Origin of the sequence: Streptococcus sp. Marseille-Q5855, from assembly GCF_946901985.1 — a bacterium.
Taxonomy (GTDB): Bacteria; Bacillota; Bacilli; order Lactobacillales; family Streptococcaceae; genus Streptococcus.
In genome coordinates this window covers 65,001-89,261 of the sequence record NZ_CAMPPR010000002.1, presented here as the reverse complement: position 1 = coordinate 89,261, position 24,261 = coordinate 65,001, and the positions used below count along the sequence as shown (strand labels likewise).

Annotated in this window: 17 protein-coding genes, 2 tRNA genes, 2 rRNA genes and 1 pseudogene (1 of these 22 cut by a window edge); 17 read left to right on the top strand and 5 right to left on the bottom strand. The window is 43.1% G+C overall.

Features of this window, described 5'->3' with window-relative positions; translation table 11 throughout:
• The first annotated feature begins 40 nt into the window (after positions 1 to 40).
• The 5 genes from OC529_RS02905 to OC529_RS02885 all read left to right on the top strand — a co-directional run bounded on the left by OC529_RS02905 (position 41) and on the right by OC529_RS02885 (position 4,287).
• Entirely contained in the window at positions 41 to 952 is a 912-nt protein-coding gene (locus OC529_RS02905; RefSeq protein WP_001077843.1) for a DMT family transporter, read from the top strand.
• A 229-nt stretch (positions 953 to 1,181) separates the two neighbouring features.
• Positions 1,182 to 1,880: a 2,3,4,5-tetrahydropyridine-2,6-dicarboxylate N-acetyltransferase gene (dapD, locus tag OC529_RS02900; RefSeq protein ID WP_164226280.1), complete on the top strand. Its 699-nt coding sequence runs from the start codon at positions 1,182 to 1,184 to the stop codon at positions 1,878 to 1,880.
• Positions 1,881 to 1,947: 67 nt separating this feature from the next.
• Positions 1,948 to 3,078: an N-acetyldiaminopimelate deacetylase gene (locus OC529_RS02895; RefSeq protein ID WP_262081432.1), complete on the top strand. Its 1,131-nt coding sequence runs from the start codon at positions 1,948 to 1,950 to the stop codon at positions 3,076 to 3,078.
• A gap of 11 nt (positions 3,079 to 3,089) precedes the next feature.
• Positions 3,090 to 3,629, top strand: coding sequence for a 5-formyltetrahydrofolate cyclo-ligase (locus OC529_RS02890; RefSeq protein ID WP_262081431.1), 540 nt, complete (start codon positions 3,090 to 3,092; stop codon positions 3,627 to 3,629).
• Positions 3,613 to 4,287 (top strand): rhomboid family intramembrane serine protease, encoded by a 675-nt coding sequence (locus tag OC529_RS02885; protein ID WP_262081430.1) that lies wholly within the window; start codon positions 3,613 to 3,615, stop codon positions 4,285 to 4,287. Before OC529_RS02890 ends, OC529_RS02885 begins: the two co-directional genes overlap by 17 nt.
• Positions 4,288 to 4,340: 53 nt before the next feature.
• Here OC529_RS02885 and galU read toward each other — a convergent pair whose 3' ends face one another.
• From galU to argS, 4 genes are all read right to left on the bottom strand, one after another.
• Positions 4,341 to 5,240: a UTP--glucose-1-phosphate uridylyltransferase GalU gene (gene galU, locus OC529_RS02880; RefSeq protein ID WP_262081429.1), complete on the bottom strand. Its 900-nt coding sequence runs from the start codon at positions 5,238 to 5,240 to the stop codon at positions 4,341 to 4,343.
• A 21-nt stretch (positions 5,241 to 5,261) separates the two neighbouring features.
• Positions 5,262 to 6,278, bottom strand: a complete 1,017-nt coding sequence (locus OC529_RS02875) for an NAD(P)H-dependent glycerol-3-phosphate dehydrogenase (RefSeq protein ID WP_164226285.1) — start codon at positions 6,276 to 6,278, stop codon at positions 5,262 to 5,264.
• Positions 6,279 to 6,446: 168 nt separating this feature from the next.
• Complete coding sequence (locus tag OC529_RS02870; protein WP_000084859.1) at positions 6,447 to 6,692, bottom strand: hypothetical protein; 246 nt, start codon at positions 6,690 to 6,692, stop codon at positions 6,447 to 6,449.
• Between the two features lie 577 nt (positions 6,693 to 7,269).
• On the bottom strand, positions 7,270 to 8,961 hold the full coding sequence (argS, locus tag OC529_RS02865) for an arginine--tRNA ligase (RefSeq protein ID WP_262081428.1): 1,692 nt from the start codon (positions 8,959 to 8,961) through the stop codon (positions 7,270 to 7,272).
• Between the two features lie 135 nt (positions 8,962 to 9,096).
• Here argS and argR point away from each other — a divergent pair, with 135 nt between their 5' ends.
• The 8 genes from argR to OC529_RS02825 all read left to right on the top strand — a co-directional run bounded on the left by argR (position 9,097) and on the right by OC529_RS02825 (position 20,284).
• Entirely contained in the window at positions 9,097 to 9,543 is a 447-nt protein-coding gene (argR, locus tag OC529_RS02860) for an arginine repressor (RefSeq protein WP_001231476.1), read from the top strand.
• Positions 9,544 to 9,593: 50 nt separating this feature from the next.
• A complete protein-coding gene (gene mutS, locus OC529_RS02855; protein WP_173229729.1) occupies positions 9,594 to 12,128 on the top strand; it encodes a DNA mismatch repair protein MutS in 2,535 nt (844 codons plus the stop codon).
• Positions 12,129 to 12,274: 146 nt separating this feature from the next.
• Positions 12,275 to 13,981 (top strand): multidrug efflux ABC transporter subunit PatA, encoded by a 1,707-nt coding sequence (patA, locus tag OC529_RS02850; RefSeq protein WP_173229731.1) that lies wholly within the window; start codon positions 12,275 to 12,277, stop codon positions 13,979 to 13,981.
• A gap of 1 nt (position 13,982) precedes the next feature.
• Complete coding sequence (patB, locus tag OC529_RS02845; RefSeq protein WP_173229734.1) at positions 13,983 to 15,749, top strand: multidrug efflux ABC transporter subunit PatB; 1,767 nt, start codon at positions 13,983 to 13,985, stop codon at positions 15,747 to 15,749.
• 289 nt (positions 15,750 to 16,038) lie between these two features.
• A complete protein-coding gene (locus OC529_RS02840; protein WP_000124770.1) occupies positions 16,039 to 16,728 on the top strand; it encodes a gamma-glutamyl-gamma-aminobutyrate hydrolase family protein in 690 nt (229 codons plus the stop codon).
• Positions 16,729 to 16,898: 170 nt separating this feature from the next.
• Positions 16,899 to 18,248, top strand: a complete 1,350-nt coding sequence (locus OC529_RS02835) for a glucose-6-phosphate isomerase (RefSeq protein ID WP_000018268.1) — start codon at positions 16,899 to 16,901, stop codon at positions 18,246 to 18,248.
• 127 nt (positions 18,249 to 18,375) lie between these two features.
• On the top strand, positions 18,376 to 19,836 hold the full coding sequence (gene gltX / locus OC529_RS02830; protein ID WP_173269882.1) for a glutamate--tRNA ligase: 1,461 nt from the start codon (positions 18,376 to 18,378) through the stop codon (positions 19,834 to 19,836).
• Positions 19,837 to 19,849: 13 nt separating this feature from the next.
• Positions 19,850 to 20,284: a cytidine deaminase family protein gene (locus OC529_RS02825; RefSeq protein WP_173229738.1), complete on the top strand. Its 435-nt coding sequence runs from the start codon at positions 19,850 to 19,852 to the stop codon at positions 20,282 to 20,284.
• A 153-nt stretch (positions 20,285 to 20,437) separates the two neighbouring features.
• Here OC529_RS02825 and OC529_RS02820 read toward each other — a convergent pair.
• Positions 20,438 to 20,716 (bottom strand): annotated as a pseudogene (locus OC529_RS02820) (helix-turn-helix domain-containing protein); the annotation flags it as partial.
• 358 nt (positions 20,717 to 21,074) lie between these two features.
• On the opposite strand from OC529_RS02820, the gene OC529_RS02815 reads away from it, so the two are divergent.
• The 4 genes from OC529_RS02815 to OC529_RS02800 form a co-directional block, all read left to right on the top strand.
• Positions 21,075 to 21,146, top strand: a tRNA-Glu gene (locus tag OC529_RS02815).
• Between the two features lie 243 nt (positions 21,147 to 21,389).
• Positions 21,390 to 22,935 (top strand): 16S ribosomal RNA (locus tag OC529_RS02810).
• Between the two features lie 51 nt (positions 22,936 to 22,986).
• Positions 22,987 to 23,059: transfer RNA gene (locus tag OC529_RS02805), tRNA-Ala, on the top strand.
• A 124-nt stretch (positions 23,060 to 23,183) separates the two neighbouring features.
• Positions 23,184 to 24,261 (top strand): 23S ribosomal RNA (locus OC529_RS02800) (it continues 1,823 nt past the right edge of the window).
• Together the 16S and 23S rRNA genes with 2 tRNA genes alongside form the textbook arrangement of a ribosomal RNA operon.

The window sequence follows — 24,261 nt, the reverse complement described above, 5'->3', positions numbered from 1 at the left end:
GCCACTTTTTTCTTTTTTCCTTTCGTGTTACAATAAAGGTATGAATCAGTATCAGAAAAAGATTGTTAAAGGAACCATTTATTCGCTCTTATCTGGCTTAATCTGGGGAATTTGTGGGATTTTAGGAGAGTATTTCTTTACTCATTATCAGGTGTCCTCTGGCTGGATTACCTCTATGCGTTTAACACTGGCAGGAAGTCTTGTGCTCATTTGGTCTGCAATGCAATTAAAATCACAAGTGCTAGATATTTGGCGAGATAAGAAAAATTACCTGCCCTTTTTGGCCTACGCTATTTTGGGAATTTTCTCAGTCCAGTATTTTTTCTATCTCTGTGTAGAATTTTCTAATGCTGCTACAGCGACTATTTTACAGTTTATCAGCCCTGTCTTTATCCTCTTTTACAATCGCTTGGTTTATCAAAAACGAGCGTCAAAAAGCGCTATTTTTTATGTTTTGGTTGCCATGTTGGGTGTTGGCCTGATGGCGACAAAGGGCGATCTCTCTCAATTATCCATGACACCACTAGCACTTGTGACGGGTTTGCTGAGTGCCATGGGTGTTATGTTTAATGTTATCCTACCCCAGCCTTTCGCGAAGCGCTATGGTTTTGTACCCACGGTCGGGTGGGGAATGATTTTGGCCGGTTTATTTAGCAATGTCCTCTCGCCGGTTTACCAGCTTTCCTTTACTCTTGATATTTGGAGTATCTTGATTTGCCTCATTATCGCTTTCTTTGGGACGGCTTTTGCTTTTTTTATTTCCATGAAGGCTGTGTCCTTGGTTTCTCCTTTGGTGGTTTCCGTTATCAGTGCCAGTGAACCTCTCTCTTCTGCTCTCTTGAGTGTTTTGTTCTTAGGATTGGTAGTGGATTGGTCACTTCTTCTAGCTATGGCCTTGATTATTTTGCCTATGATATTTTTGTCTATAGAAGAAGCGAAAGAAAGTAGATAAAAAGTCTTTTCTTAATTCTAAAAGTGTGCTATACTAGAATAGTCAATAAAACACGGGGAGATAGTTGTGAAGATTGTTTTTAGGTTGTATCGGTAGGGGCTTGCTTTTACCGACAGCACGTTTTATCTCACATCCCTAAAAAATCATACCTAAAAACAGACAAAAAGGCTTCAAATTTGAGGCCTTTTTTGGTAGAATAGGTATCATTATAAAGAATGAGAGGCCTTTTATGACTGCTACAAAAATGAACGCACAAGAAATTATCCAATTTATCGCCAATGCTGAAAAGAAAACCAGTGTGAAAGTAACCTTTGAGGGACAACTCGCAACTGCTGTACCAAGCTCTGTTGTCAAACTAGGGAATGTCCTATTTGGAGACTGGAAGGACGTGGCTCCGCTTCTAGATGGTTTGGTAGAAAATCAAGACTATGTTGTTGAGCAAGATGCTCGTAATTCTGCAGTTCCTTTGCTAGATAAACGTGCTATCAATGCTCGTATCGAGCCAGGTGCGATTATCCGTGATCAGGTTGAAATTGGTGACAGTGCTGTTATCATGATGGGAGCAGTCATCAATATCGGTGCTGAAATTGGTGCAGGAACCATGATTGATATGGGTGCCATCCTTGGTGGCCGTGCCATAGTTGGGAAAAACAGTCACGTTGGTGCAGGTGCCGTTCTTGCAGGTGTGATTGAGCCAGCTAGCGCAGAACCAGTCCGCGTTGGAGACAATGTTCTTATCGGTGCTAATGCAGTGGTTATCGAAGGAGTTCAAATCGGTAGTGGTTCAGTTGTCGCAGCAGGAGCTATTGTTACCCAAGATGTCCCAGAAAACGTGGTAGTAGCAGGTGTTCCAGCTCGTATCATCAAAGAGATTGATGCCCAAACCCAACAAAAAACAGCGCTAGAGGATGCGCTTCGTACCTTATAATTGTAAAAGTAATAAAGAGGCGGAACTCTTCTTCCAGCCTCTTTCTGCTATATAGGAGGACAGATAGATGTTAGATTTGATTCAGACTAGACGAGATTTGCACCAGATTCCAGAGATTGGCTTGGAGGAGTTCAAGACTCAGGCTTACTTGCTGGATGTGATTGAGAAATTGACTGCGGGCAAGAATTTTGTACAAGTTCGTACTTGGCGGACAGGGATTTTGGTTTATTTGCAGGGAAGTCAGCCAGAGCGAACCATTGGTTGGAGAACAGATATTGATGGTCTGCCTATCGTTGAACAAACAGGGCTTCCGTTCGCTTCTCAGCACCAAGGTCGTATGCACGCTTGTGGCCATGATTTCCACATGACCATTGCCTTGGGCTGTCTTGAGCGAGCCCTTGAGGAGCAACCAAAGAACAATCTGCTCTTTCTGTTTCAGCCTGCTGAAGAAAATGAAGCTGGTGGTATGCTCATGTATGAGGATGATGCTTTTGGAGACTGGTTACCAGATCAATTTTATGGTCTCCATGTCCGTCCAGATCTGAAAGTTGGTCAGATTGCGACTAATACTCATACACTCTTTGCAGGGACCTGTGAGGTGAAGATCCGTTTCAAAGGCAAAGGTGGCCACGCAGCTTTTCCTCATGAAGCCAATGACGCCTTGGTGGCTGCTAGTTACTTTGTGACCCAAGTGCAGTCAGTTGTTAGCCGCAATGTCAACCCAATAGAGGGAGCAGTGGTGACCTTTGGTCTTTTCCAAGCCGGAACCACCAACAATGTCATCACAGATACAGCCTTTTTGCATGGAACTATTCGGGCATTGACACAGGACATGAGTCTCTTGGTGCAAAAAAGGGTCAAAACAGTTGCAGAAGGAGTTGCAGCTGCCTTTGATATGGAAGTGGAAGCGGAACTCAAGCAAGGTGGATACCTACCTGTTGAGAACAATCCAGCCTTAGCGCGTGAACTGATGGACTTCTTTGAAGAAAAAGATGGAATCGAGTTGATTGATATCGAGCCAGCTATGACTGGTGAGGACTTTGGTTATCTCCTTTCAAAAGTTGATGGCGTTATGTTCTGGCTAGGTATCGATAGTCCCTACGCCCTTCATCACCCTCAGATGAGCCCTAAGGAAGAAGCCTTAGCTATTGGGGTGGATGCGGTCTCTAGTTTCCTGAAAAAGAAGGCAGCAGAGTAGAGGAATTGTCTATGAAAGCAGAATTACGCAAGCAAGTCTTGCAAGAAATGAAGGTTATATCTCAAGAGCAAAAACAGGCTATAGACCAAGCTTTAACGGATCAATTTTTGAAGCATCCCTTCTACCAAGAAGCCAAGGTCATAGCAACCTACCTCTCTTTTCCTCATGAGTTTCAAACGCAGGAACTGATTGAGCAGGCGCTGAGGGACGGCAAGAAGGTTCTGATACCAAAAACCTATCCCAAGGGGCGCATGGACTTTGTAGTCTATGATCCACAGCAGTTGGTAAAAACTTCCTTTGGCTTACTGGAACCACAGGGAGATTTGGAAGTGGTGGATGCCTCTCAGATTGATTTGATTCATGTTCCTGGTCTGGCTTTTACGACAAAGGGTTATCGGATTGGATATGGTGGAGGCTATTATGACCGCTATCTGGAACATTTTTCTGGTCATACTTTGAGTACGATATATCCTTGTCAAATTCAGGACTTTATGCCTGAAGACCATGATATTGCTGTTCAGGAGGTATTAATTGATGAAGGAAATCTTTGATCGACGTTATCCTGTGACGAGTTTCTTCCTCTTAATGACGGCCTTGGTGTTTCTACTAATGTTGGTGACTACAGGTGGAAACTTTGATAGGGCGGATACCTTATTTCGATTTGGAGCCATGTATGGGCCTGTTATTCGGCTCTTTCCCGAGCAGATTTGGCGTCTCTTTTCTGCTATTTTTGTTCATATTGGGTGGGAGCATTTCATTGTTAATATGCTTTCGCTCTATTATCTTGGTAGGCAAGTAGAGGAAATTTTCGGATCCAAGCAGTTTTTCTTTCTCTATCTTTTATCAGGAATGATGGGCAATCTCTTTGTTTTTGTATTTAGTCCCAAATCCTTAGCAGCAGGAGCCTCGACTTCTCTCTATGGGCTATTTGCTGCGATTATTGTTCTTCGCTATGCAACGCGTAATCCTTATATCCAGCAGTTGGGGCAATCCTATCTGACACTTTTTGTGGTTAACATTATTGGAAGTGTTCTGATTCCAGGAATCAGTCTAGCAGGCCATATCGGAGGTGCAGTCGGTGGAGCATTTCTAGCAGTTATCTTTCCAGTTAGAGGAGAAAGACGGATATATAGTGCTAGTCAGAGATTAGGAGCAGTAGTGTTATTCGTAGGACTCGCAGTCTTACTTCTCTACAAGGGAATGGGATGAAAATTTATGTAATGAAAAAAGATAAGGTATTTTTTGAACCTTATCTTTTTATTTTATTCCTTCTCAGCCAATTCTTTTCCCAGTTGGATGAGGTAATCCTTCAAGTCATCTTTGACTTGTGGATGTTTGAGGGCGTAGTCAATAGATGTTTTCATAAATCCAAACTTATCCCCAACGTCGTAACGAGCTCCTGTAAATTCACGGGCAAAAACACGCTGTGTTTTATTAAGGGTATCAATCGCGTCGGTAAGTTGGATTTCATTTCCAGCACCGGGAGCTTGATTTTCGAGGATTTCAAAAATTTCTGGTGTCAGAAGATAACGACCGATAATTGCTAAATCACTTGGTGCATCTTCGGGAGCTGGTTTTTCAACGAAAGTTTCAACGCTATAGCGACCATTAATCCCTTCACCTTGAGGAGCGATAACCCCGTATGATGAAACGTCTTCGTGTGGTACAGGCATGACAGCAATGGTTGATGCGTGTGTCTTTTCGTAATCATTCATCAGTTGTTTTGTCAAAGGAACGGCATTCTCGTCTGTGATGTCCATAAGGTCATCACCCAGCATAACAACGAAGGGCTCATTCCCCACAAAAGCTTTGGCTTGTAAGACAGCGTCTCCAAGACCACGAGGGTGAGTTTGGCGGATGAAATGAAGGCGCATACCAGTTGCTTCATCTACCAATTTTAACAAATCCGTTTTGCCTTTTTCTTTGAGATTGTACTCAAGCTCAAAATTTGAGTCAAAGTGGTCCTCAATAGAACGTTTTGATTTACCAGTGACAACTAGAATATCTTCAATACCTGATTTGAGAGCCTCTTCCACGATAAACTGGATAGTTGGTTTGTCTACAATTGGCAACATTTCTTTGGCAAGAGCCTTGGTTGCTGGTAAAAATCGAGTTCCTAGTCCAGCGGCAGGAATGACTGCTTTTCTAACTTTCAGTGCCATAAGAATCCTTTCTCTAGAGGGTTAAGACCACTCATTTTCTGCTTTAAATTCATTGTTCATGATGTCATAAATGGCATCTTTGATATTGGTTCCGTGGTAGATAACTTGGTAAATGGCTTGTGTAATGGGCATATAGACTCCAAGTTCTTGCGCTAGTTCATAGGCTGCTCGGGTCGTTGAAATTCCTTCAATCACCATGCCCATATTGGCTTCGATATCAGCTAGAGATTCTCCACGACCAAGGGCATCTCCAGCTCTCCAGTTACGAGAGTGGATGGAGGTTCCCGTTACGATCAAGTCTCCTACACCAGACAAGCCACTATAGGTCAATGGACTAGCCCCGAGTGCCACCCCTAGGCGGGTAATTTCTGCCAAGCCTCGAGCGATGATGGCTGCCTTGGCATTGTCACCAAATCCCAAACCATGTAAAGCTCCGGCACCGACAGCGATAATATTTTTAAGAGCACCAGCGGTTTCGACCCCGATAACATCTGTATTGGTATAAAGTCGGAAGTAGTGATTACTAAAGAGCTCTTGAACGTATTGAGCTGTTTGTAAATCTTTAGAAGCAGCAGTGATTAAAGTCAGGTCACGCACAATGGTTTCTTCCGCATGACTAGGTCCTGAAACAACGACAATATCACTGCGGAGATGTTCAGGAATTTCTTCTTCAAGAATGGTTGATAATCGTTTATGGCTATCAGGTTCTAATCCCTTTGATGCGTGCATGATAATCGCCTTATGGTCCAAGGTTTGTGCAACTTGCTGGGCAACAAGTCGTGTCACTTTTGTTGGGACAACAAACAAAATCGCATCTACATCTTTCAAGGCCTCTGCTAAGTCGGTGTAGGCAATGATATTTTCGTCTAGGATGACATCTTTAAAGTAGTGCTTATTAGTATGGTGTGTATTAATTTCATTGATTTGCTCGGGAAGATTTCCCCAAATACGTACCTCGTGTCCATTGTCATTTAAGACTTGTGAAAGAGCAGTTCCCCAAGAACCAGGCCCCAAGACGGCGACGGTTTGTTTTTCCATGATTTTCTCCTTGATAGAGTTCTTTCTCTTATTCTATCATATTCTAGGGGATTTTGCACTTGCATTGCTGGGGAGTGGTGGCTTTGTGACTTCAAAAATACACAAAAACCGAGACTCAGTATCAAACTCATAGTCTCGGTTTTGATATTCATTAAAGAATAGCTAGGTTTATTTCAATTGATCTGTAATGTCTTTTGATAGCAACATTCCTAGATGATAAGTTTTATTGATGTAAGCAATGACATCATTGATATTTTCAGTCGTGTGAATTTTCTCTTTGATGTCAGCTCTAAATGTTTCATCCTTTAAAAGTTGTTCTTGGTAGAGCCTTTGAAGTCTCTCCTTCTCGTACTTATTGAGCAGAAAAAGGAAAACCAAGCTAATTACAACGAGGATATAAGCATATTGGCTCATAGGAAATCTCCCTGTATGATAAAGAAGTAGTAGTGAGTAAATCGATTTAGTGGACCTAAAATAGCAGAACAAGTCAGCAAAACTTGATAAGATTTTTGATAGGCCTCTAAACCAAAATCCGTATAGGCTTTAGTGTAAGTTACTTAGATTACTTTGCAATCAAGTAATTTAAAATATTACAACATGAACCAAACCAAATCGATATTATTTGGTTTGGTGAATTAGTAAAGCGTTTAGGCAAGTATCTCTGGTTACGACGTTCTGTGACATAAATCGATAATATTATGTCACAGAACTAGTGAAGCGTCTAAGCAAATACCTGATAGGATTTGGCGTTAGTTACTTAGACTACTTTACAATAAAGTGATTAAAAGATTACGACATGAGCCTAACCAAATCGATATTATTTGGTTAGGTGAATTAGTGAAGTGTTTAGACAAGTATCTCTAATTACGACGTAAAGAAACATAAATCGATAATATTTATGTTTCTTTACTAGTGAAGCAGTTAGCTAGTCCGCATATAAGCGGCTAGCGTCTAACAATTAGGAACTTTAGTTCCAATTGTTAGTACTGAATCACATCTTCTCTGGCGTTTCTACTCCAAGCAAGCGAAGGGCTTCTTTGAGAACGACTGCGGTTGCGTAGCTGAGGGCTAGACGGCTGTCGCGTTCTGGACTTTCATCCAAGATACGGGTATGTGCGTAGTACTTGTTGAAGGCTTGAGCCAGACTAATTGCAAATTTAGCAATGATAGAAGGTTCAAAGTTATCCGCCGCACGGTTGATAATACGTGGGAAATCTTGGATGAGTTTGATGATTTCCCAGCTTTCAACATCATTCAAGCTATAGTCGCCAGCTGTTTCTGGTTTGAAGTCTGCTTTACGTAAGATAGATTGGATACGAGCGTAGGCGTATTGAACGTAAGGTCCAGTTTCCCCCTCGAAGGATACCATAGCTTCTAGATCGAAATCATACCCATTTGTACGGTCGGTCTTGAGGTCATAGAATTTAATGGCTCCAACTCCAACAGCATGCGCTACCTGGTCTTTGTTTTCCAGTTCAGGATTTTTAGCCTCGATTTGGGCCTTGGCACGACTAACGGCCTCTGCAACAGTAGGCTCTAGCAAGATGACATTCCCTTTACGAGTAGAGAGTTTTTTCCCTTCTTTTGTAACCAAACCAAAAGGAACGTGAGTAATGTCGTCACTCCAGTCGTAGCCCATCTCTTGCAAGACAGCTTTGAGCTGTTTAAAGTGGGCAGATTGCTCTTGACCAACAACGTAGATAGATTTAGCAAATTGGTATTCGTTTTTACGGTAAAGGGCTGCAGCCAAGTCACGTGTGATATAGAGAGTTGCACCATCAGATTTCTTGATAAGGGCTGGGTGTTCAATTCCATATTTCTCAAGATTCACAACTTGGGCACCTTCTGATTCAACAAGAAGGCCTTTTTCAGAAAGAATGTCTACAACTGCATCCATCTTATCGTTGTAGAAGGCTTCTCCATTGTAGCTGTCAAATTCGACTTGCAATTCATTGTAAAGGCGGCTAAATTCCACCAAACTTTCATCACGGAACCATTGCCAAAGAGCGAGAGCTTCCTCGTCTCCATTTTCAAGTTTACGGAACCATTCGCGTGCTTCTTCATCCAAGCTAGGGTCATTTTCAGCTTCAGCGTTGATGCGGACATAGAGTTTAAGAAGTTCATCAATTGGATGAGCTTTTACAGCTTCTTCGTCGCCCCATTTTTTGTAGGCAACAATCAACATCCCAAACTGTTTACCCCAGTCTCCCAAGTGGTTGACCTTGACTGTTTGATAACCGATTTTTTGGAAAATATGTGACAAGCTATCTCCGATGACAGTTGAGCGCAGATGACCAATAGAGAATGGCTTAGCGATATTGGGACTAGACATGTCGATAACAACATTTTCTTGTTTGCCAATAGTTTGGTCAGCATAGTGTTCTTTTTCAGTAATAACAGCTTGCAATACTTGAGCAGAAATGGCAGATTTATCAAGGAAAAAGTTAACGTAAGGTCCCGTTGCAACAACCTTTTCAAAGGCTTGGCTGTTAATCTTTTCAGCCAGTTCAGCCGCAATCATTTGAGGCGCTTTACGTTCGACTTTTGCAAGAGAAAAAGCAGGGAAAGCAATGTCTCCCATTTCTGAGTTTTTAGGGGTTTCCAGTAAATTTAAAATAGCCTCTTGGTCCAGGCTATCAATGACGCTAGCCAACTCGCTAGCAATCAATTCTTTTGTATTCATTAAGAGCTCCTTTTTGGACTTTTCTACTATTTTATCACATTTTTAAAGAAAGAAGAAAAAATTTTTGAAATCTCCTATTTTTTTGGTATAATATAGTTATAAAAATAGTTATAAATATTCACATAAGAGGATTTTATGAGAAAAAGAGATCGTCATCAGTTAATAAAAAAAATGATTACTGAGGAGAAATTAAGTACACAAAAAGAAATTCAAGATCGGTTGGAGGCGCACAATGTCTTTGTGACTCAGACCACCTTGTCTCGTGATTTGCGTGAAATCGGCTTGACCAAGGTCAAGAAAAATGATATGGTGTATTATGTACTAGCAAATGAGACAGAAAAGATTGATTTGGTGGAATTTTTGTCTCATCATTTAGAAGGTGTTGCAAGAGCAGAGTTTACCTTGGTGCTTCATACCAAACTGGGAGAAGCCTCTGTTTTGGCAAATATTGTAGATGCAAACAAGGATGAATGGATTTTAGGAACAGTTGCTGGTGCCAATACCTTATTGGTCATTTGTCGAGACCAGCACGTTGCCAAACTCATGGAAGATCGTTTGCTAGATTTGATGAAAGATAAGTAAGGTCTTGAGAGTTGCTCTCAAGACTTATTTTTGACAAGGAGAGACGGAAAATGGCGACAGAAAAGCTATCACCCGGCATGCAACAGTATGTGGATATTAAAAAGCAATATCCAGATGCGTTTTTGCTCTTTCGTATGGGTGATTTTTATGAATTATTTTATGAGGATGCGGTCAATGCTGCGCAGATTCTGGAAATTTCCTTAACGAGTCGCAACAAGAATGCCGACAATCCGATTCCTATGGCGGGTGTTCCCTATCATTCTGCCCAACAGTACATTGATGTCTTGATTGAGCAGGGCTATAAGGTAGCCATTGCTGAACAGATGGAAGATCCTAAACAAGCAGTTGGGGTTGTGAAACGAGAGGTTGTTCAGGTCATTACGCCAGGGACAGTGGTCGATAGCAGTAAGCCGGATAGTCAGAACAACTTCTTGGTTGCCATAGACCGTGCTGGCAATCAATTTGGCCTAGCTTATATGGACCTGGTGACGGGTGACTTTTATGTGACAGGTCTTTTGGATTTTACGCTGGTTTGTGGGGAAATCCGCAATCTCAAGGCTCGAGAAGTGGTGCTGGGTTATGACTTGTCTGAGGAAGAAGAACAAATCCTTAGTCGTCAGATGAATCTGGTACTTTCCTATGAAAAAGAAGGCTTTGAAGACCTTCATTTACTGGATTCACGATTGGCAGCTGTGGAACAAGCGGCATCTAGTAAGTTGCTCCAGTATGTCCATCGGACTCAGATGAGGGAATTGAACCACCTCAAACCTGTTATCCGCTATGAGATCAAGGATTTCTTGCAGATGGATTACGTGACCAAGGCTAGTCTGGATTTGGTTGAGAATGCTCGTTCAGGCAAGAAGCAAGGCAGTCTTTTCTGGCTTTTGGATGAAACCAAAACTGCTATGGGAATGCGTCTCTTGCGTTCTTGGATTCATCGTCCTTTGATTGATAAGGAACGAATCATCCAACGTCAGGAAGTGGTGCAGGTCTTCCTCGACCATTTCTTTGAGCGCAGTGATTTGACAGACAGTCTCAAGGGTGTTTATGACATTGAGCGCTTGGCTAGTCGTGTTTCTTTTGGCAAGACCAATCCCAAGGATCTCTTGCAGTTGGCGACTACCTTGTCTAGTGTGCCACGGATTCGTGCGATTTTAGAAGGGATGGAGCAACCTGCTCTAGCCTATCTCATCGCACAACTGGATGGAATTCCTGAGTTGGAGAGTTTGATTAGCGCAGCGATTGCTCCTGAAGCTCCCCATGTGATTACGGAAGGTGGTATTATCCGGACTGGATTTGATGAGACTTTAGACAAGTACCGTCGTGTGCTCAGAGAAGGGACTGGTTGGATTGCTGAGATTGAGGCCAAGGAACGCGAAAACTCTGGTATCAGTACGCTCAAGATTGACTACAATAAAAAGGATGGTTACTATTTCCATGTGACCAATTCTCAACTGGGAAATGTGCCTGCTCACTTTTTCCGCAAGGCAACGCTGAAAAACTCAGAACGCTTCGGTACCGAGGAATTAGCTCGTATCGAGGGAGATATGCTGGAGGCACGTGAGAAGTCAGCCAATCTAGAGTACGAAATTTTTATGCGTATTCGTGAAGAGGTCAGCAAGTATATCCAGCGTTTGCAGGCTCTAGCCCAAGGAATTGCGACCGTTGATGTCTTGCAAAGTCTGGCAGTTGTTGCTGAAACCCAGCATTTGATTCGACCTGAGTTTGGAGATGATTCGCGAATTGATATCCAGAAAGGGCGCCATGCTGTCGTTGAAAAGGTTATGGGGGCTCAGACCTATATTCCAAATACGATTCAGATGGCAGAAGATACCAGTATTCAACTGATTACAGGGCCAAACATGAGTGGTAAGTCAACCTATATGCGTCAGTTAGCCATGACGGCGGTTATGGCCCAGATGGGGTCTTATGTGCCAGCAGAAAGCGCCCATTTACCGATTTTTGATGCGATTTTTACCCGTATTGGAGCAGCAGATGATTTGGTTTCAGGTCAATCAACCTTCATGGTAGAGATGATGGAGGCCAACAATGCCATTTCGCATGCGACCAAGAACTCACTCATTCTCTTCGATGAATTAGGACGGGGAACTGCAACTTATGACGGGATGGCTCTTGCCCAGTCCATCATCGAATACATTCACGAGCATATCGGAGCCAAGACCCTCTTTGCGACCCACTACCATGAGTTGACTAGTCTGGAGTCTAGTTTACAACACTTGGTCAATGTCCACGTGGCAACCTTGGAGCAGGATGGGCAGGTCACCTTCCTTCACAAGATTGAACCAGGTCCAGCTGATAAATCCTATGGTATCCATGTTGCCAAGATTGCTGGCTTGCCAGCAGACCTGTTAGCAAGGGCGGATAAGATTTTGACTCAGTTAGAGAATCAAGGGACAGAAAGTCCTGTTCCCGTGAGGCAAACAAGTGCTGTCACAGAACAGATTTCACTCTTTGATACGACTGAAGAGCATCCTATTTTAGCAGAATTAGCTAAGCTGGATGTTTACAATATGACACCTATGCAGGCTATGAATGTCTTAGTAGAGTTAAAACAGAAACTATAAAACCAAGACTCACTAGTTAATCTAGCTATATCAAGGAGACTTCTTTGACAATCCCCCACTTTTTTGCTAGAATAACATCACACAAACAGAATGAGAAGGAGCTGACACATTGTCGCTCCCTTTTGTCTATTTTTTAAGGAGAAAGTATGCTGATTCAGAAAATAAAAACCTACAAGTGGCAGGCCTTGGCTTCGCTCCTGATGACAGGCTTGATGGTTGCTAGTTCACTTCTGCAACCGCGTTATCTGCAGGAAGTGTTAGACGCCCTCCTTGCTGGGAAATATGAAGCCATTTATAGTATCGGGGCTTGGTTGATTGGTGTGGCCTTGGTCGGTCTGGTTGCTGGTGGGCTCAATGTTGTCCTTGCAGCCTATATTGCCCAAGGAGTTTCATCTGACCTTCGAGAGGATGCCTTCCGTAAAATCCAAACCTTTTCTTATGCTAATATTGAACAATTTAATGCGGGAAATCTAGTCGTTCGCATGACAAATGACATCAACCAGATTCAGAACGTGGTCATGATGACCTTCCAAATTCTTTTCAGACTTCCCCTCTTGTTCATCGGTTCGTTTATCCTGGCGGTTCAAACCTTACCTTCTCTGTGGTGGGTGATTGTTTTCATGGTAATCTTAATTTTTGGCTTGACTGCCGTCATGATGGGAATGATGGGGCCTCGTTTTGCCAAGTTTCAAACCCTTCTTGAACGCATCAATGCCATTGCCAAGGAAAATTTGCGTGGCGTTCGCGTGGTCAAGTCCTTTGTCCAAGAAAAAGAGCAATTTACTAAGTTTACGGAGGTTTCAGACGAGCTTCTTGGTCAAAACCTTTACATCGGTTATGCCTTTTCAGTAGTGGAACCCTTTATGATGTTGGTCGGCTACGGGGCGGTTTTCCTCTCTATTTGGCTAGTTGCTGGGATGGTTCAGTCGGATCCGTCAGTTGTTGGATCCATTGCTTCCTTTGTCAATTACCTAAGCCAGATTATCTTTACCATTGTTATGGTTGGATTTTTGGGAAATTCTGTCAGCCGTGCCATGATTTCCATGCGTCGTATTCGAGAAATTCTGGATGCAGAGCCAGCCATGACTTTCAAGGATGTCCCAGATGAAGAGTTGGTCGGTAGTCTTAGCTTTGAAAATGTGACCTTTACCTATCCAATGGACAAGGAACCGATGCTGAAAGATGTGAGCTTTACTATTGAACCTGGTCAAATGGTTGGTGTCGTTGGAGCGACTGGTGCAGGAAAATCAACCTTGGCACAATTGATTCCACGTCTCTTTGATCCGCAAGAAGGCTCTATCAAAATCGGAGGTAAGGATATTCGAGAAGTGAGTGAAGGAACCCTGCGTAAAACAGTTTCTATCGTTCTTCAACGTGCTATTCTTTTCAGTGGAACGATTGCAGATAACTTGAGACAGGGTAAGGGAGATGCTACTCTATTTGAAATGGAACGCGCAGCTAATATTGCCCAGGCTAGTGAATTCATTCATCGTATGGAGAAAACCTTTGAAAGTCCAGTTGAGGAACGGGGAACCAATTTCTCTGGTGGGCAAAAACAAAGGATGTCGATTGCGCGTGGGATTGTTAGCAATCCACGTATTCTGATTTTTGACGATTCGACCTCGGCCTTGGATGCCAAGTCAGAGCGCCTGGTGCAAGAAGCCTTGAATAAGGACTTGAAGGGAACAACAACCATTATCATCGCTCAAAAGATTAGCTCGGTTGTTCATGCAGATAAAATCTTGGTTCTAGATCAAGGACGATTGATTGGTCAAGGTACGCATGCAGACTTGGTTGCCAACAATGCCGTTTACCGTGAAATCTACGAAACACAGAAAGGAAAGGAGGAGTAAAATGAAGACAGTTCAATTTTTTTGGAATTATTTTAAAGCCTATAAGCTATCATTTGTAGTTGTCATCCTGATGATTGTTCTGGCGACTCTTGCCCAAGCCCTCTTTCCGGTCTTTTCTGGACAAGCAGTGACGCAACTAGCCAATTTAGTTCAAGCTTATCAAGATGGCAGTCCAGAACTTGTTTGGCAAAGTCTATCAGGAATCATGGTCAATCTAGGCCTGCTGGTTTTGCTTCTCTTTATCTCCAGTGTCATATACATGTGTCTCATGACGCGCGTGATTGCAGAGTCGACCAACGAGATGCGTAAAGGTCTTTTTGGCAAATTGGCTCGTTTGACCGTTTCTTTCTTTGACCGCCGACAAGATGGCGATATCTTATCTCGTTTTACCAGTGATTTGGATAATATCCTCCAAGCCTTTAACGAAAGCTTGATTCAGGTCATGAGCAATATTGTTTTATACATTGGTCTGATTCTTGTCATGTTTTCGAGGAATGTGACGCTGGCTCTCATCACCATTGCCAGCACACCAGTAGCCTTCCTCATGCTAATTTTCATCGTGAAAATGGCACGCAAATACACCAACCTCCAGCAAAAAGAGGTAGGGAAACTCAACGCCTATATGGACGAGAGTATTTCAGGCCAAAAAGCCGTGATTGTGCAAGGAATTCAAGAGGATATGATGGCAGGATTTCTTGAACAAAATGAGCGCGTGCGCAAGGCGACCTTTAAAGGAAGAATGTTCTCAGGAATTCTTTTCCCTGTCATGAATGGGATGAGCCTGGTTAACACAGCCATCGTTATCTTTGCGGGTTCAGCTGTTTTATTAAATGATAAGACTATTGAAACTAGTACAGCCCTAGGTTTGATTGTTATGTTTGCCCAATTTTCACAGCAGTACTACCAGCCTATTATCCAAGTTGCAGCTAGTTGGGGAAGTCTTCAGTTGGCCTTTACAGGTGCTGAACGGATTCAGGAAATGTTTGATGCAGAGGAAGAAATTCGACCTGAAAAGGCTCCAATTTTCACTAAGTTGCAAGAAGGTGTTGAAATTAGTCATATTGATTTTTCATACTTGCCTGATAAACCTATTTTGAAAGATGTCAGCATTTCCGCTCCAAAAGGTCAGATGACAGCAGTTGTTGGTCCGACTGGGTCAGGGAAAACCACTATTATGAACCTCATCAATCGCTTTTATGATGTTGATGCTGGTGGGATTTATTTTGATGGCAAAGACATTCGTGACTATGATTTAGATAGTCTCAGAAGCAAGGTGGGAATTGTTTTGCAGGATTCGGTCTTATTTAGCGGAACGATTCGAGACAATATCCGTTTCGGTGTGCCAGATGCTAGTCAAGAAATGGTTGAGGCAGCAGCCAAGGCAACCCACATTCACGACTATATCGAAAGCTTACCTGATAAGTACGATACTCTTATAGATGATGACCAGAGCATCTTTTCAACAGGACAGAAACAATTGATTTCTATCGCTCGAACCCTGATGACAGATCCAGAAGTTCTCATTCTCGATGAAGCCACTTCAAACGTAGATACGGTGACAGAAAGTAAGATTCAGCATGCCATGGAGGCGGTTGTAGCAGGCAGAACTAGTTTCGTCATTGCCCACCGTTTGAAGACCATCCTCAATGCAGACCAGATTATTGTCCTTAAAGATGGAGAAGTCATTGAACGCGGTAACCACCATGAACTTTTGAAACTAGGTGGCTTCTACTCAGAACTTTATCACAATCAATTTGTTTTCGAATAAGAAAGAAGTTGTCCTATGTGGGCAGCTTTTTCTTGTCCATAAAAAATATTTATCACATTCTTAAAAAAAACATATTAGACGAAAGTCATTTTGAGTGATATGATAGGACTATCGTTATACTCAATGAAAATCAAAGAGCAAACTAGGAAGCTAGCCGTAGGTTGCTCAAAGCACTGCTTTGAGGTTGTAGATAGAACTGACGAAGTCAGTAACATATATACGGTAAGGCGACGCTGACGTGGTTTGAAGAGATTTTCGAAGAGTGTTAATATTTGAAAGGAGAAGCATCATGGCTAGAACGGTTGTAGGAGTTGCTGCAAATCTATGTCCCGTAGACGCAGAAGGAAAAAACATTCATTCATCTGTATCTTGTAGATTCGCAGAGAGCATTCGTCAAGTCGGTGGTCTCCCTTTAGTCATTCCTGTTGGTGATGAGTCAGTTGTACGCGATTATGTGGAAATGATTGACAAATTGATTTTGACAGGCGGTCAAAATGTCCATCCTCAGTTTTATGGAGAGAAAAAGACCATCGAGAGTGATGATTACAATCTAGTGCGTGATGAGTTTGAACTGGCCCTCTTGAAAGAAGCGCTTCGTCAGAATAAACCAATTATGGCAATCTGTCGCGGTGTTCAACTTGTCAATGTTGCCTTTGGTGGAACCCTCAATCAAGAAATCGAAGGTCACTGGCAAGGCCTACCTTTCGGAACATCTCACTCTATTGAGACAGTGGAGGGAAGCGTGGTGGCCAAGCTATTTGGAAAAGAAAGTCAGGTTAACTCGGTCCATCGTCAAAGCATTAAAGATTTGGCACCTAATTTTCGTGTAACTGCTATTGATCCAAGAGACCAGACCATCGAAGCGATTGAATCTATCGATGAACACCGCATTATCGGTTTGCAGTGGCATCCAGAGTTTCTGGTTAATGAAGAAGATGGCAATTTAGAATTATTTGAGTATTTATTGAATGAACTGTGACGACTGGGACATCTAGTCGTTCTTTCTTTTATTTTTTCAAAATTTTTGGAATGCGGCATTTTTACGCAAACGTTTGAATTCTGATAAAAAATGGAGAAATTCGACAAAAAAACTTGAAAAAAACGAAGGTAAGCGTTATGATAGAAAAGAAGAAATATTGGAGGAATAACATGTCACATATTAAATTTGATTATTCAAAAGTTTTAGACAAATTTGTTGCACCACATGAAGTGGAATACATGCAATCACAAGTAACAGCAGCAGATGAATTGATCCGTAAAGGAACTGGTGCTGGTAGCGACTTCCTAGGATGGTTGGACCTTCCTGAAAACTACGACCGCGAAGAATTTGACCGTATCTTGAAAGCTGCTGAGCAAATCAAGTCAGACAGCGATGTTTTGGTTGTTATCGGTATCGGTGGATCTTACCTTGGTGCCAAAGCAGCAATTGACTTCTTGAACCACCACTTTGCTAACTTGCAAACAAAAGAAGAACGCAAAGCTCCACAAATCCTTTACGCAGGAAACTCAATCTCATCTACTTACCTTGCTGACTTAGTAGAGTACGTTGCGGATAAAGACTTCTCAGTAAACGTGATTTCTAAATCAGGTACAACAACTGAACCAGCTATCGCTTTCCGTGTTTTCAAAGAACTCTTGGTTAAGAAATACGGACAAGAAGAAGCTAACAAACGTATCTATGCAACAACTGACCGCCAAAAAGGTGCGGTTAAGGTTGAAGCAGATGCTAACGGTTGGGAAACATTTGTTGTTCCAGATGACATCGGTGGACGCTTCTCAGTATTGACAGCCGTTGGTTTGCTTCCAATCGCAGCATCAGGAGCTGACATCAAAGCCCTTATGGAAGGTGCGAATGCAGCTCGCAAAGACTACACTTCAGACAAAATCTCTGAAAACGAAGCTTACCAATATGCAGCAGTTCGTAACATCCTTTACCGTAAAGGCTATGCAACTGAGATCTTGGTAAACTACGAGCCATCACTTCAATACTTCTCAGAATGGTGGAAACAATTGGCTGGTGAATCAGAAGGAAAAGACCAAAAAGGTATCTACCCAACTTCAGCCAACTTCTCAACTGACTTGCACTCACTTGGTCAATTTATCCAAGAAGGAACTCGTATCATGTTTGAAACAGTTGTCCGTGTTGACAAACCTCGTAAGAACGTGATTATCCCTAGCTTGGAAGAAGATCTTGATGGACTTGGTTACCTTCAAGGAAAAGACGTTGACTTTGTAAACAAAAAAGCGACTGACGGTGTTCTTCTTGCCCACACAGATGGTGATGTACCAAACATGTACGTGACTCTTCCAGAGCAAGACGCTTTCACTCTTGGTTACACAATCTACTTCTTCGAATTGGCTATCGCCCTTTCTGGTTACTTGAATGCCATCAACCCATTTGACCAACCAGGTGTTGAAGCATACAAACGTAACATGTTCGCTCTTCTTGGAAAACCAGGATTTGAAGAATTGAGCAAAGAACTTAACGCACGTCTATAATAGAAGAAAAGAGTGGTTTGCCCACTCTTTTTACTCTCTTTATCCATAGAAATTGGACTCAGCCAAGACTTGTGATATAATATAGAGAGCAACAAGGCAGACGCCTAGAGACTTTATAGGAGAAACTATGTCAAAAAATATCCGCGTACGTTACGCACCAAGTCCAACAGGACTATTACACATCGGAAATGCCCGTACAGCATTATTCAACTACCTTTACGCCCGCCATCATGGTGGAACATTTATCATTCGGATCGAAGATACTGACCGTAAACGCCATGTCGAGGATGGAGAACGTTCACAGCTTGAAAACCTTCGTTGGTTAGGCATGGATTGGGATGAAAGCCCAGAAACACATGAGAATTACCGCCAGTCTGAGCGTTTGGACTTGTATCAAAAATACATCGACCAACTGTTAGCTGAAGGAAAAGCCTACAAATCTTACGTCACAGAAGAAGAGTTGGCAGCTGAACGCGAACGCCAAGAAGCAGCAGGTGAAACACCTCGCTATATCAACGAATACCTTGGTATGAGTGAAGAAGAAAAAGCGGCTTACATCGCAGAACGTGAAGCAGCAGGCATTATCCCAACTGTTCGTTTGGCTGTCAATGAGTCAGGTATCTACAAATGGCATGATATGGTCAAAGGTGATATCGAATTTGAAGGTGCCAATATCGGTGGTGACTGGGTTATCCAAAAGAAAGATGGTTACCCAACATACAACTTTGCCGTTGTCATCGATGACCATGATATGCAAATCTCTCATGTAATCCGTGGAGACGACCACATTGCTAATACACCAAAACAGCTCATGGTTTATGAAGCACTTGGTTGGGAAGCTCCAGAGTTTGGTCACATGACCTTGATTATCAACTCTGAAACTGGAAAAAAATTGTCTAAACGTGATACTAATACACTTCAATTTATCGAAGATTACCGTAAGAAGGGTTACCTTCCAGAAGCGGTCTTTAACTTTATTGCTCTTCTTGGTTGGAACCCAGGTGGCGAAGATGAAATCTTCTCTCGTGAAGAACTCATTAAACTTTTCGATGAAAACCGCCTGAGTAAGTCTCCAGCAGCCTTTGACCAGAAAAAACTGGACTGGATGAGCAATGATTATATCAAGAATGCAGACCTAGAAACTATCTTTGAAATGGCAAAACCATTCCTAGAAGAAGCAGGTCGATTGACTGACAAGGCTGAAAAATTAGTTGAGCTCTATAAACCACAAATGAAATCAGTAGATGAAATTATCCCATTGACAGATCTCTTCTTCTCAGATTTTCCAGAATTGACCGAAGCAGAGCGTGAAGTCATGGCGGGTGAAACAGTTCCAACAGTTCTTGAAACCTTTAAGGCAAAACTTGAAGCGATGACAGATGATGAATTTGTAACAGAGAATATCTTCCCACAAATTAAAGCAGTCCAAAAAGAAACAGGTATTAAAGGGAAAAATCTTTTCATGCCTATTCGTATCGCTGTTTCAGGTGAAATGCATGGACCAGAATTACCAGATACAATTTTCTTGCTTGGACGTAAAAAATCAATCCAGCATATCGAAAATATGTTAAAGGAAATCTCTAAGTAAGAAAGGTACAATAATGGACATCTGGGAAAAGATGTACGAAGAAGCACAGAAACTATACGATCCACATGAAGTATCGGATTTTGTTTATGCCAACCATGTTGTAGCCGCAGTAGAAGCAGAAGATGGACAAATATTTACAGGTTTCTGTATGGAGGGAACCTGTGGTGTTTTCCATCTCTGCGCAGAGCGCGCTGCACTCTTCAATATGTACCAATTTTCAGGACAAACTAAGGTTAAAAAAGTATTAGCCTTTCGAGACAAACCACCTTATGGTGGAAGTTCAGCCATGCCTTGCGGTGCTTGTAGAGAATTCCTTTTAGAACTGAATGCTGAAAATAAAGATGCAGAATTCATGATGGACTATGATACAAGAAAAACAGTTAAAGTCGCAGAACTAATCCCTTATTGGTGGGGAGAAGAACGTGCTTCTAAGTTTAATGAACAATAGAAGAGTCAGTACAATTCTGGCTCTTTTTACTATAATTTGAAAAACTGTACTTGAAAAAAGGTAAATTCCCAAACTAAGTTCTACTGCTAATCCAAGTGGAAGTTAGTCTGATAAAAATCGTAAAAACCAGTGGAAACTCGTGTCAGGGTAAGTTCTACTGGTTTTAATCATGCTTGATTTCTTGACCGAACGCTTCCGATTATTTTCATAAGACTGTTGAGCATAGTCGGCAGAATAAACCGCTTTGAAGCGCCCTTTTCCAAGACATTGTCGGACTGTCCCACGCTTGATTTCAGTATGGATAGTTTGAGGAGCTTTTCCAAGTAGAGAAGCAATTTCTCTATTTGATTTTCCTTCTTTTTTCCATCGTTCAATTAAGCGACGGCTATCGATTGTCAAATGTTTGCCTTTTGTAGTATAATTGTCATTCATCTCTGTGCCTTTCTTGTGTTTGTGGTGGAACAACAGGTATAACACAGAGGTGTTTTCTTATGCCTAGACGAGCTTTCATTTGACAAAAGGAACCCTTGAAGCGGTTTTGTCAGCTAAACCAAGGCTAATCTTAGCCTTGGCTCGCCAGCCTAACAGCATCAAGCCTCTTTTCAAATGAAATCGAGGACTAGCTATCAGCTAGTTGAACCATCTAATTTTTAGGAGAGCTGGGTGGCTAACTTCATTATAGAACTTTCAGAGAAGTTAGAGATTTGAAAAAATTTGTAAAAATTTTAAAAAAGGTGTTGACAAAGTTTAAAAAGTGGGTATAATAGTAAGAGTTGAAAATAACAACTCTGGTCCGTTGGTCAAGGGGTTAAGACACCGCCTTTTCACGGCGGTAACACGGGTTCGAATCCCGTACGGACTATGGTATGTTGCGGTTGTAACACTTGATGAAAAAAGTTTTAAAAAAATTTCAAAAAAGTGTTGACAAGCGAAAGCAGCTGTGATATACTAATATAGTTGTCGCTTGAGAGAAGCGAGTGACAAAGACCTTTGAAAACTGAACAAGACGAACCAATGTGCAGGGCACTACAACTACGGTTGTAGTACTGAACAATGAAAAAAACAATAAATCTGTCAGTGGCAGAAATGAGTGAGAACTCAAACTTTTAATGAGAGTTTGATCCTGGCTCAGGACGAACGCTGGCGGCGTGCCTAATACATGCAAGTAGAACGCTGAAGGAGGAGCTTGCTTCTCCGGATGAGTTGCGAACGGGTGAGTAACGCGTAGGTAACCTGCCTGGTAGCGGGGGATAACTATTGGAAACGATAGCTAATACCGCATAAGAGTAGATGTTGCATGACATTTGCTTAAAAGGTGCAATTGCATCACTACCAGATGGACCTGCGTTGTATTAGCTAGTTGGTGGGGTAACGGCTCACCAAGGCGACGATACATAGCCGACCTGAGAGGGTGATCGGCCACACTGGGACTGAGACACGGCCCAGACTCCTACGGGAGGCAGCAGTAGGGAATCTTCGGCAATGGACGGAAGTCTGACCGAGCAACGCCGCGTGAGTGAAGAAGGTTTTCGGATCGTAAAGCTCTGTTGTAAGAGAAGAACGAGTGTGAGAGTGGAAAGTTCACACTGTGACGGTATCTTACCAGAAAGGGACGGCTAACTACGTGCCAGCAGCCGCGGTAATACGTAGGTCCCGAGCGTTGTCCGGATTTATTGGGCGTAAAGCGAGCGCAGGCGGTTAGATAAGTCTGAAGTTAAAGGCTGTGGCTTAACCATAGTACGCTTTGGAAACTGTTTAACTTGAGTGCAAGAGGGGAGAGTGGAATTCCATGTGTAGCGGTGAAATGCGTAGATATATGGAGGAACACCGGTGGCGAAAGCGGCTCTCTGGCTTGTAACTGACGCTGAGGCTCGAAAGCGTGGGGAGCAAACAGGATTAGATACCCTGGTAGTCCACGCCGTAAACGATGAGTGCTAGGTGTTAGACCCTTTCCGGGGTTTAGTGCCGTAGCTAACGCATTAAGCACTCCGCCTGGGGAGTACGACCGCAAGGTTGAAACTCAAAGGAATTGACGGGGGCCCGCACAAGCGGTGGAGCATGTGGTTTAATTCGAAGCAACGCGAAGAACCTTACCAGGTCTTGACATCCCTCTGACCGCTCTAGAGATAGAGTTTTCCTTCGGGACAGAGGTGACAGGTGGTGCATGGTTGTCGTCAGCTCGTGTCGTGAGATGTTGGGTTAAGTCCCGCAACGAGCGCAACCCCTATTGTTAGTTGCCATCATTCAGTTGGGCACTCTAGCGAGACTGCCGGTAATAAACCGGAGGAAGGTGGGGATGACGTCAAATCATCATGCCCCTTATGACCTGGGCTACACACGTGCTACAATGGCTGGTACAACGAGTCGCAAGCCGGTGACGGCAAGCTAATCTCTTAAAGCCAGTCTCAGTTCGGATTGTAGGCTGCAACTCGCCTACATGAAGTCGGAATCGCTAGTAATCGCGGATCAGCACGCCGCGGTGAATACGTTCCCGGGCCTTGTACACACCGCCCGTCACACCACGAGAGTTTGTAACACCCGAAGTCGGTGAGGTAACCGTAAGGAGCCAGCCGCCTAAGGTGGGATAGATGATTGGGGTGAAGTCGTAACAAGGTAGCCGTATCGGAAGGTGCGGCTGGATCACCTCCTTTCTAAGGATAAGGAACTGCGCATTGGTCTTGTTTAGTCTTGAGAGGTCTTGTGGGGCCTTAGCTCAGCTGGGAGAGCGCCTGCTTTGCACGCAGGAGGTCAGCGGTTCGATCCCGCTAGGCTCCATTGGTGAGAGATCACCAAGTAATGCACATTGAAAATTGAATATCTATATCAAATAGTAACAAGAAAATAAACCGAAAACGCTGTAGTATTAATAAGAGTTTATGACTGAAAGGTCAAAAAATAAGGTTAAGTTAATAAGGGCGCACGGTGGATGCCTTGGCACTAGGAGCCGAAGAAGGACGTGACAAACGACGATATGCCTTGGGTAGCTGTAAGTAAGCGATGATCCAGGGATTTCCGAATGGGGGAACCCAACAGGTACTACCTGTTACCCGCATCTGTTAAGGATGTGAGGAGGAAGACGCAGTGAACTGAAACATCTAAGTAGCTGCAGGAAGAGAAAGCAAAAGCGATTGCCTTAGTAGCGGCGAGCGAAACGGCAGAAGGGCAAACCGAAGAGTTTACTCTTCGGGGTTGTAGGACTGCAATGTGGACTCAAAGATTATAGAAGAATGATTTGGGAAGATCAGCCAAAGAGAGTAATAGCCTCGTATTTAAAATAGTCTTTGTACCTAGCAGTATCCTGAGTACGGCGGGACACGTGAAATCCCGTCGGAATCTGGGAGGACCATCTCCCAACCCTAAATACTCCCTAGTGACCGATAGTGAACCAGTACCGTGAGGGAAAGGTGAAAAGCACCCCGGGAGGGGAGTGAAATAGAACCTGAAACCGTGTGCCTACAACAAGTTCGAGCCCGTTAATGGGTGAGAGCGTGCCTTTTGTAGAATGAACCGGCGAGTTACGTTATGATGCGAGGTTAAGTTGAAGAGACGGAGCCGTAGGGAAACCGAGTCTGAACAGGGCGAATTAGTATCATGACGTAGACCCGAAACCATGTGACCTACCCATGAGCAGGTTGAAGGTGCGGTAAGACGCACTGGAGGACCGAACCAGGGCACGTTGAAAAGTGCTTGGATGACTTGTGGGTAGCGGAGAAATTCCAAACGAACTTGGAGATAGCTGGTTCTCTCCGAAATAGCTTTAGGGCTAGCGTCGACATAAAGATTCTTGGAGGTAGAGCACTGTTTGGGTGAGGGGTCCATCCCGGATTACCAATCTCAGATAAACTCCGAATGCCAATGAATTATGGTCGGCAGTCAGACTGCGAGTGCTAAGATCCGTAGTCGAAAGGGAAACAGCCCAGACCACCAGCTAAGGTCCCAAAATAATTGTTAAGTGGAAAAGGATGTGGGGTTGCACA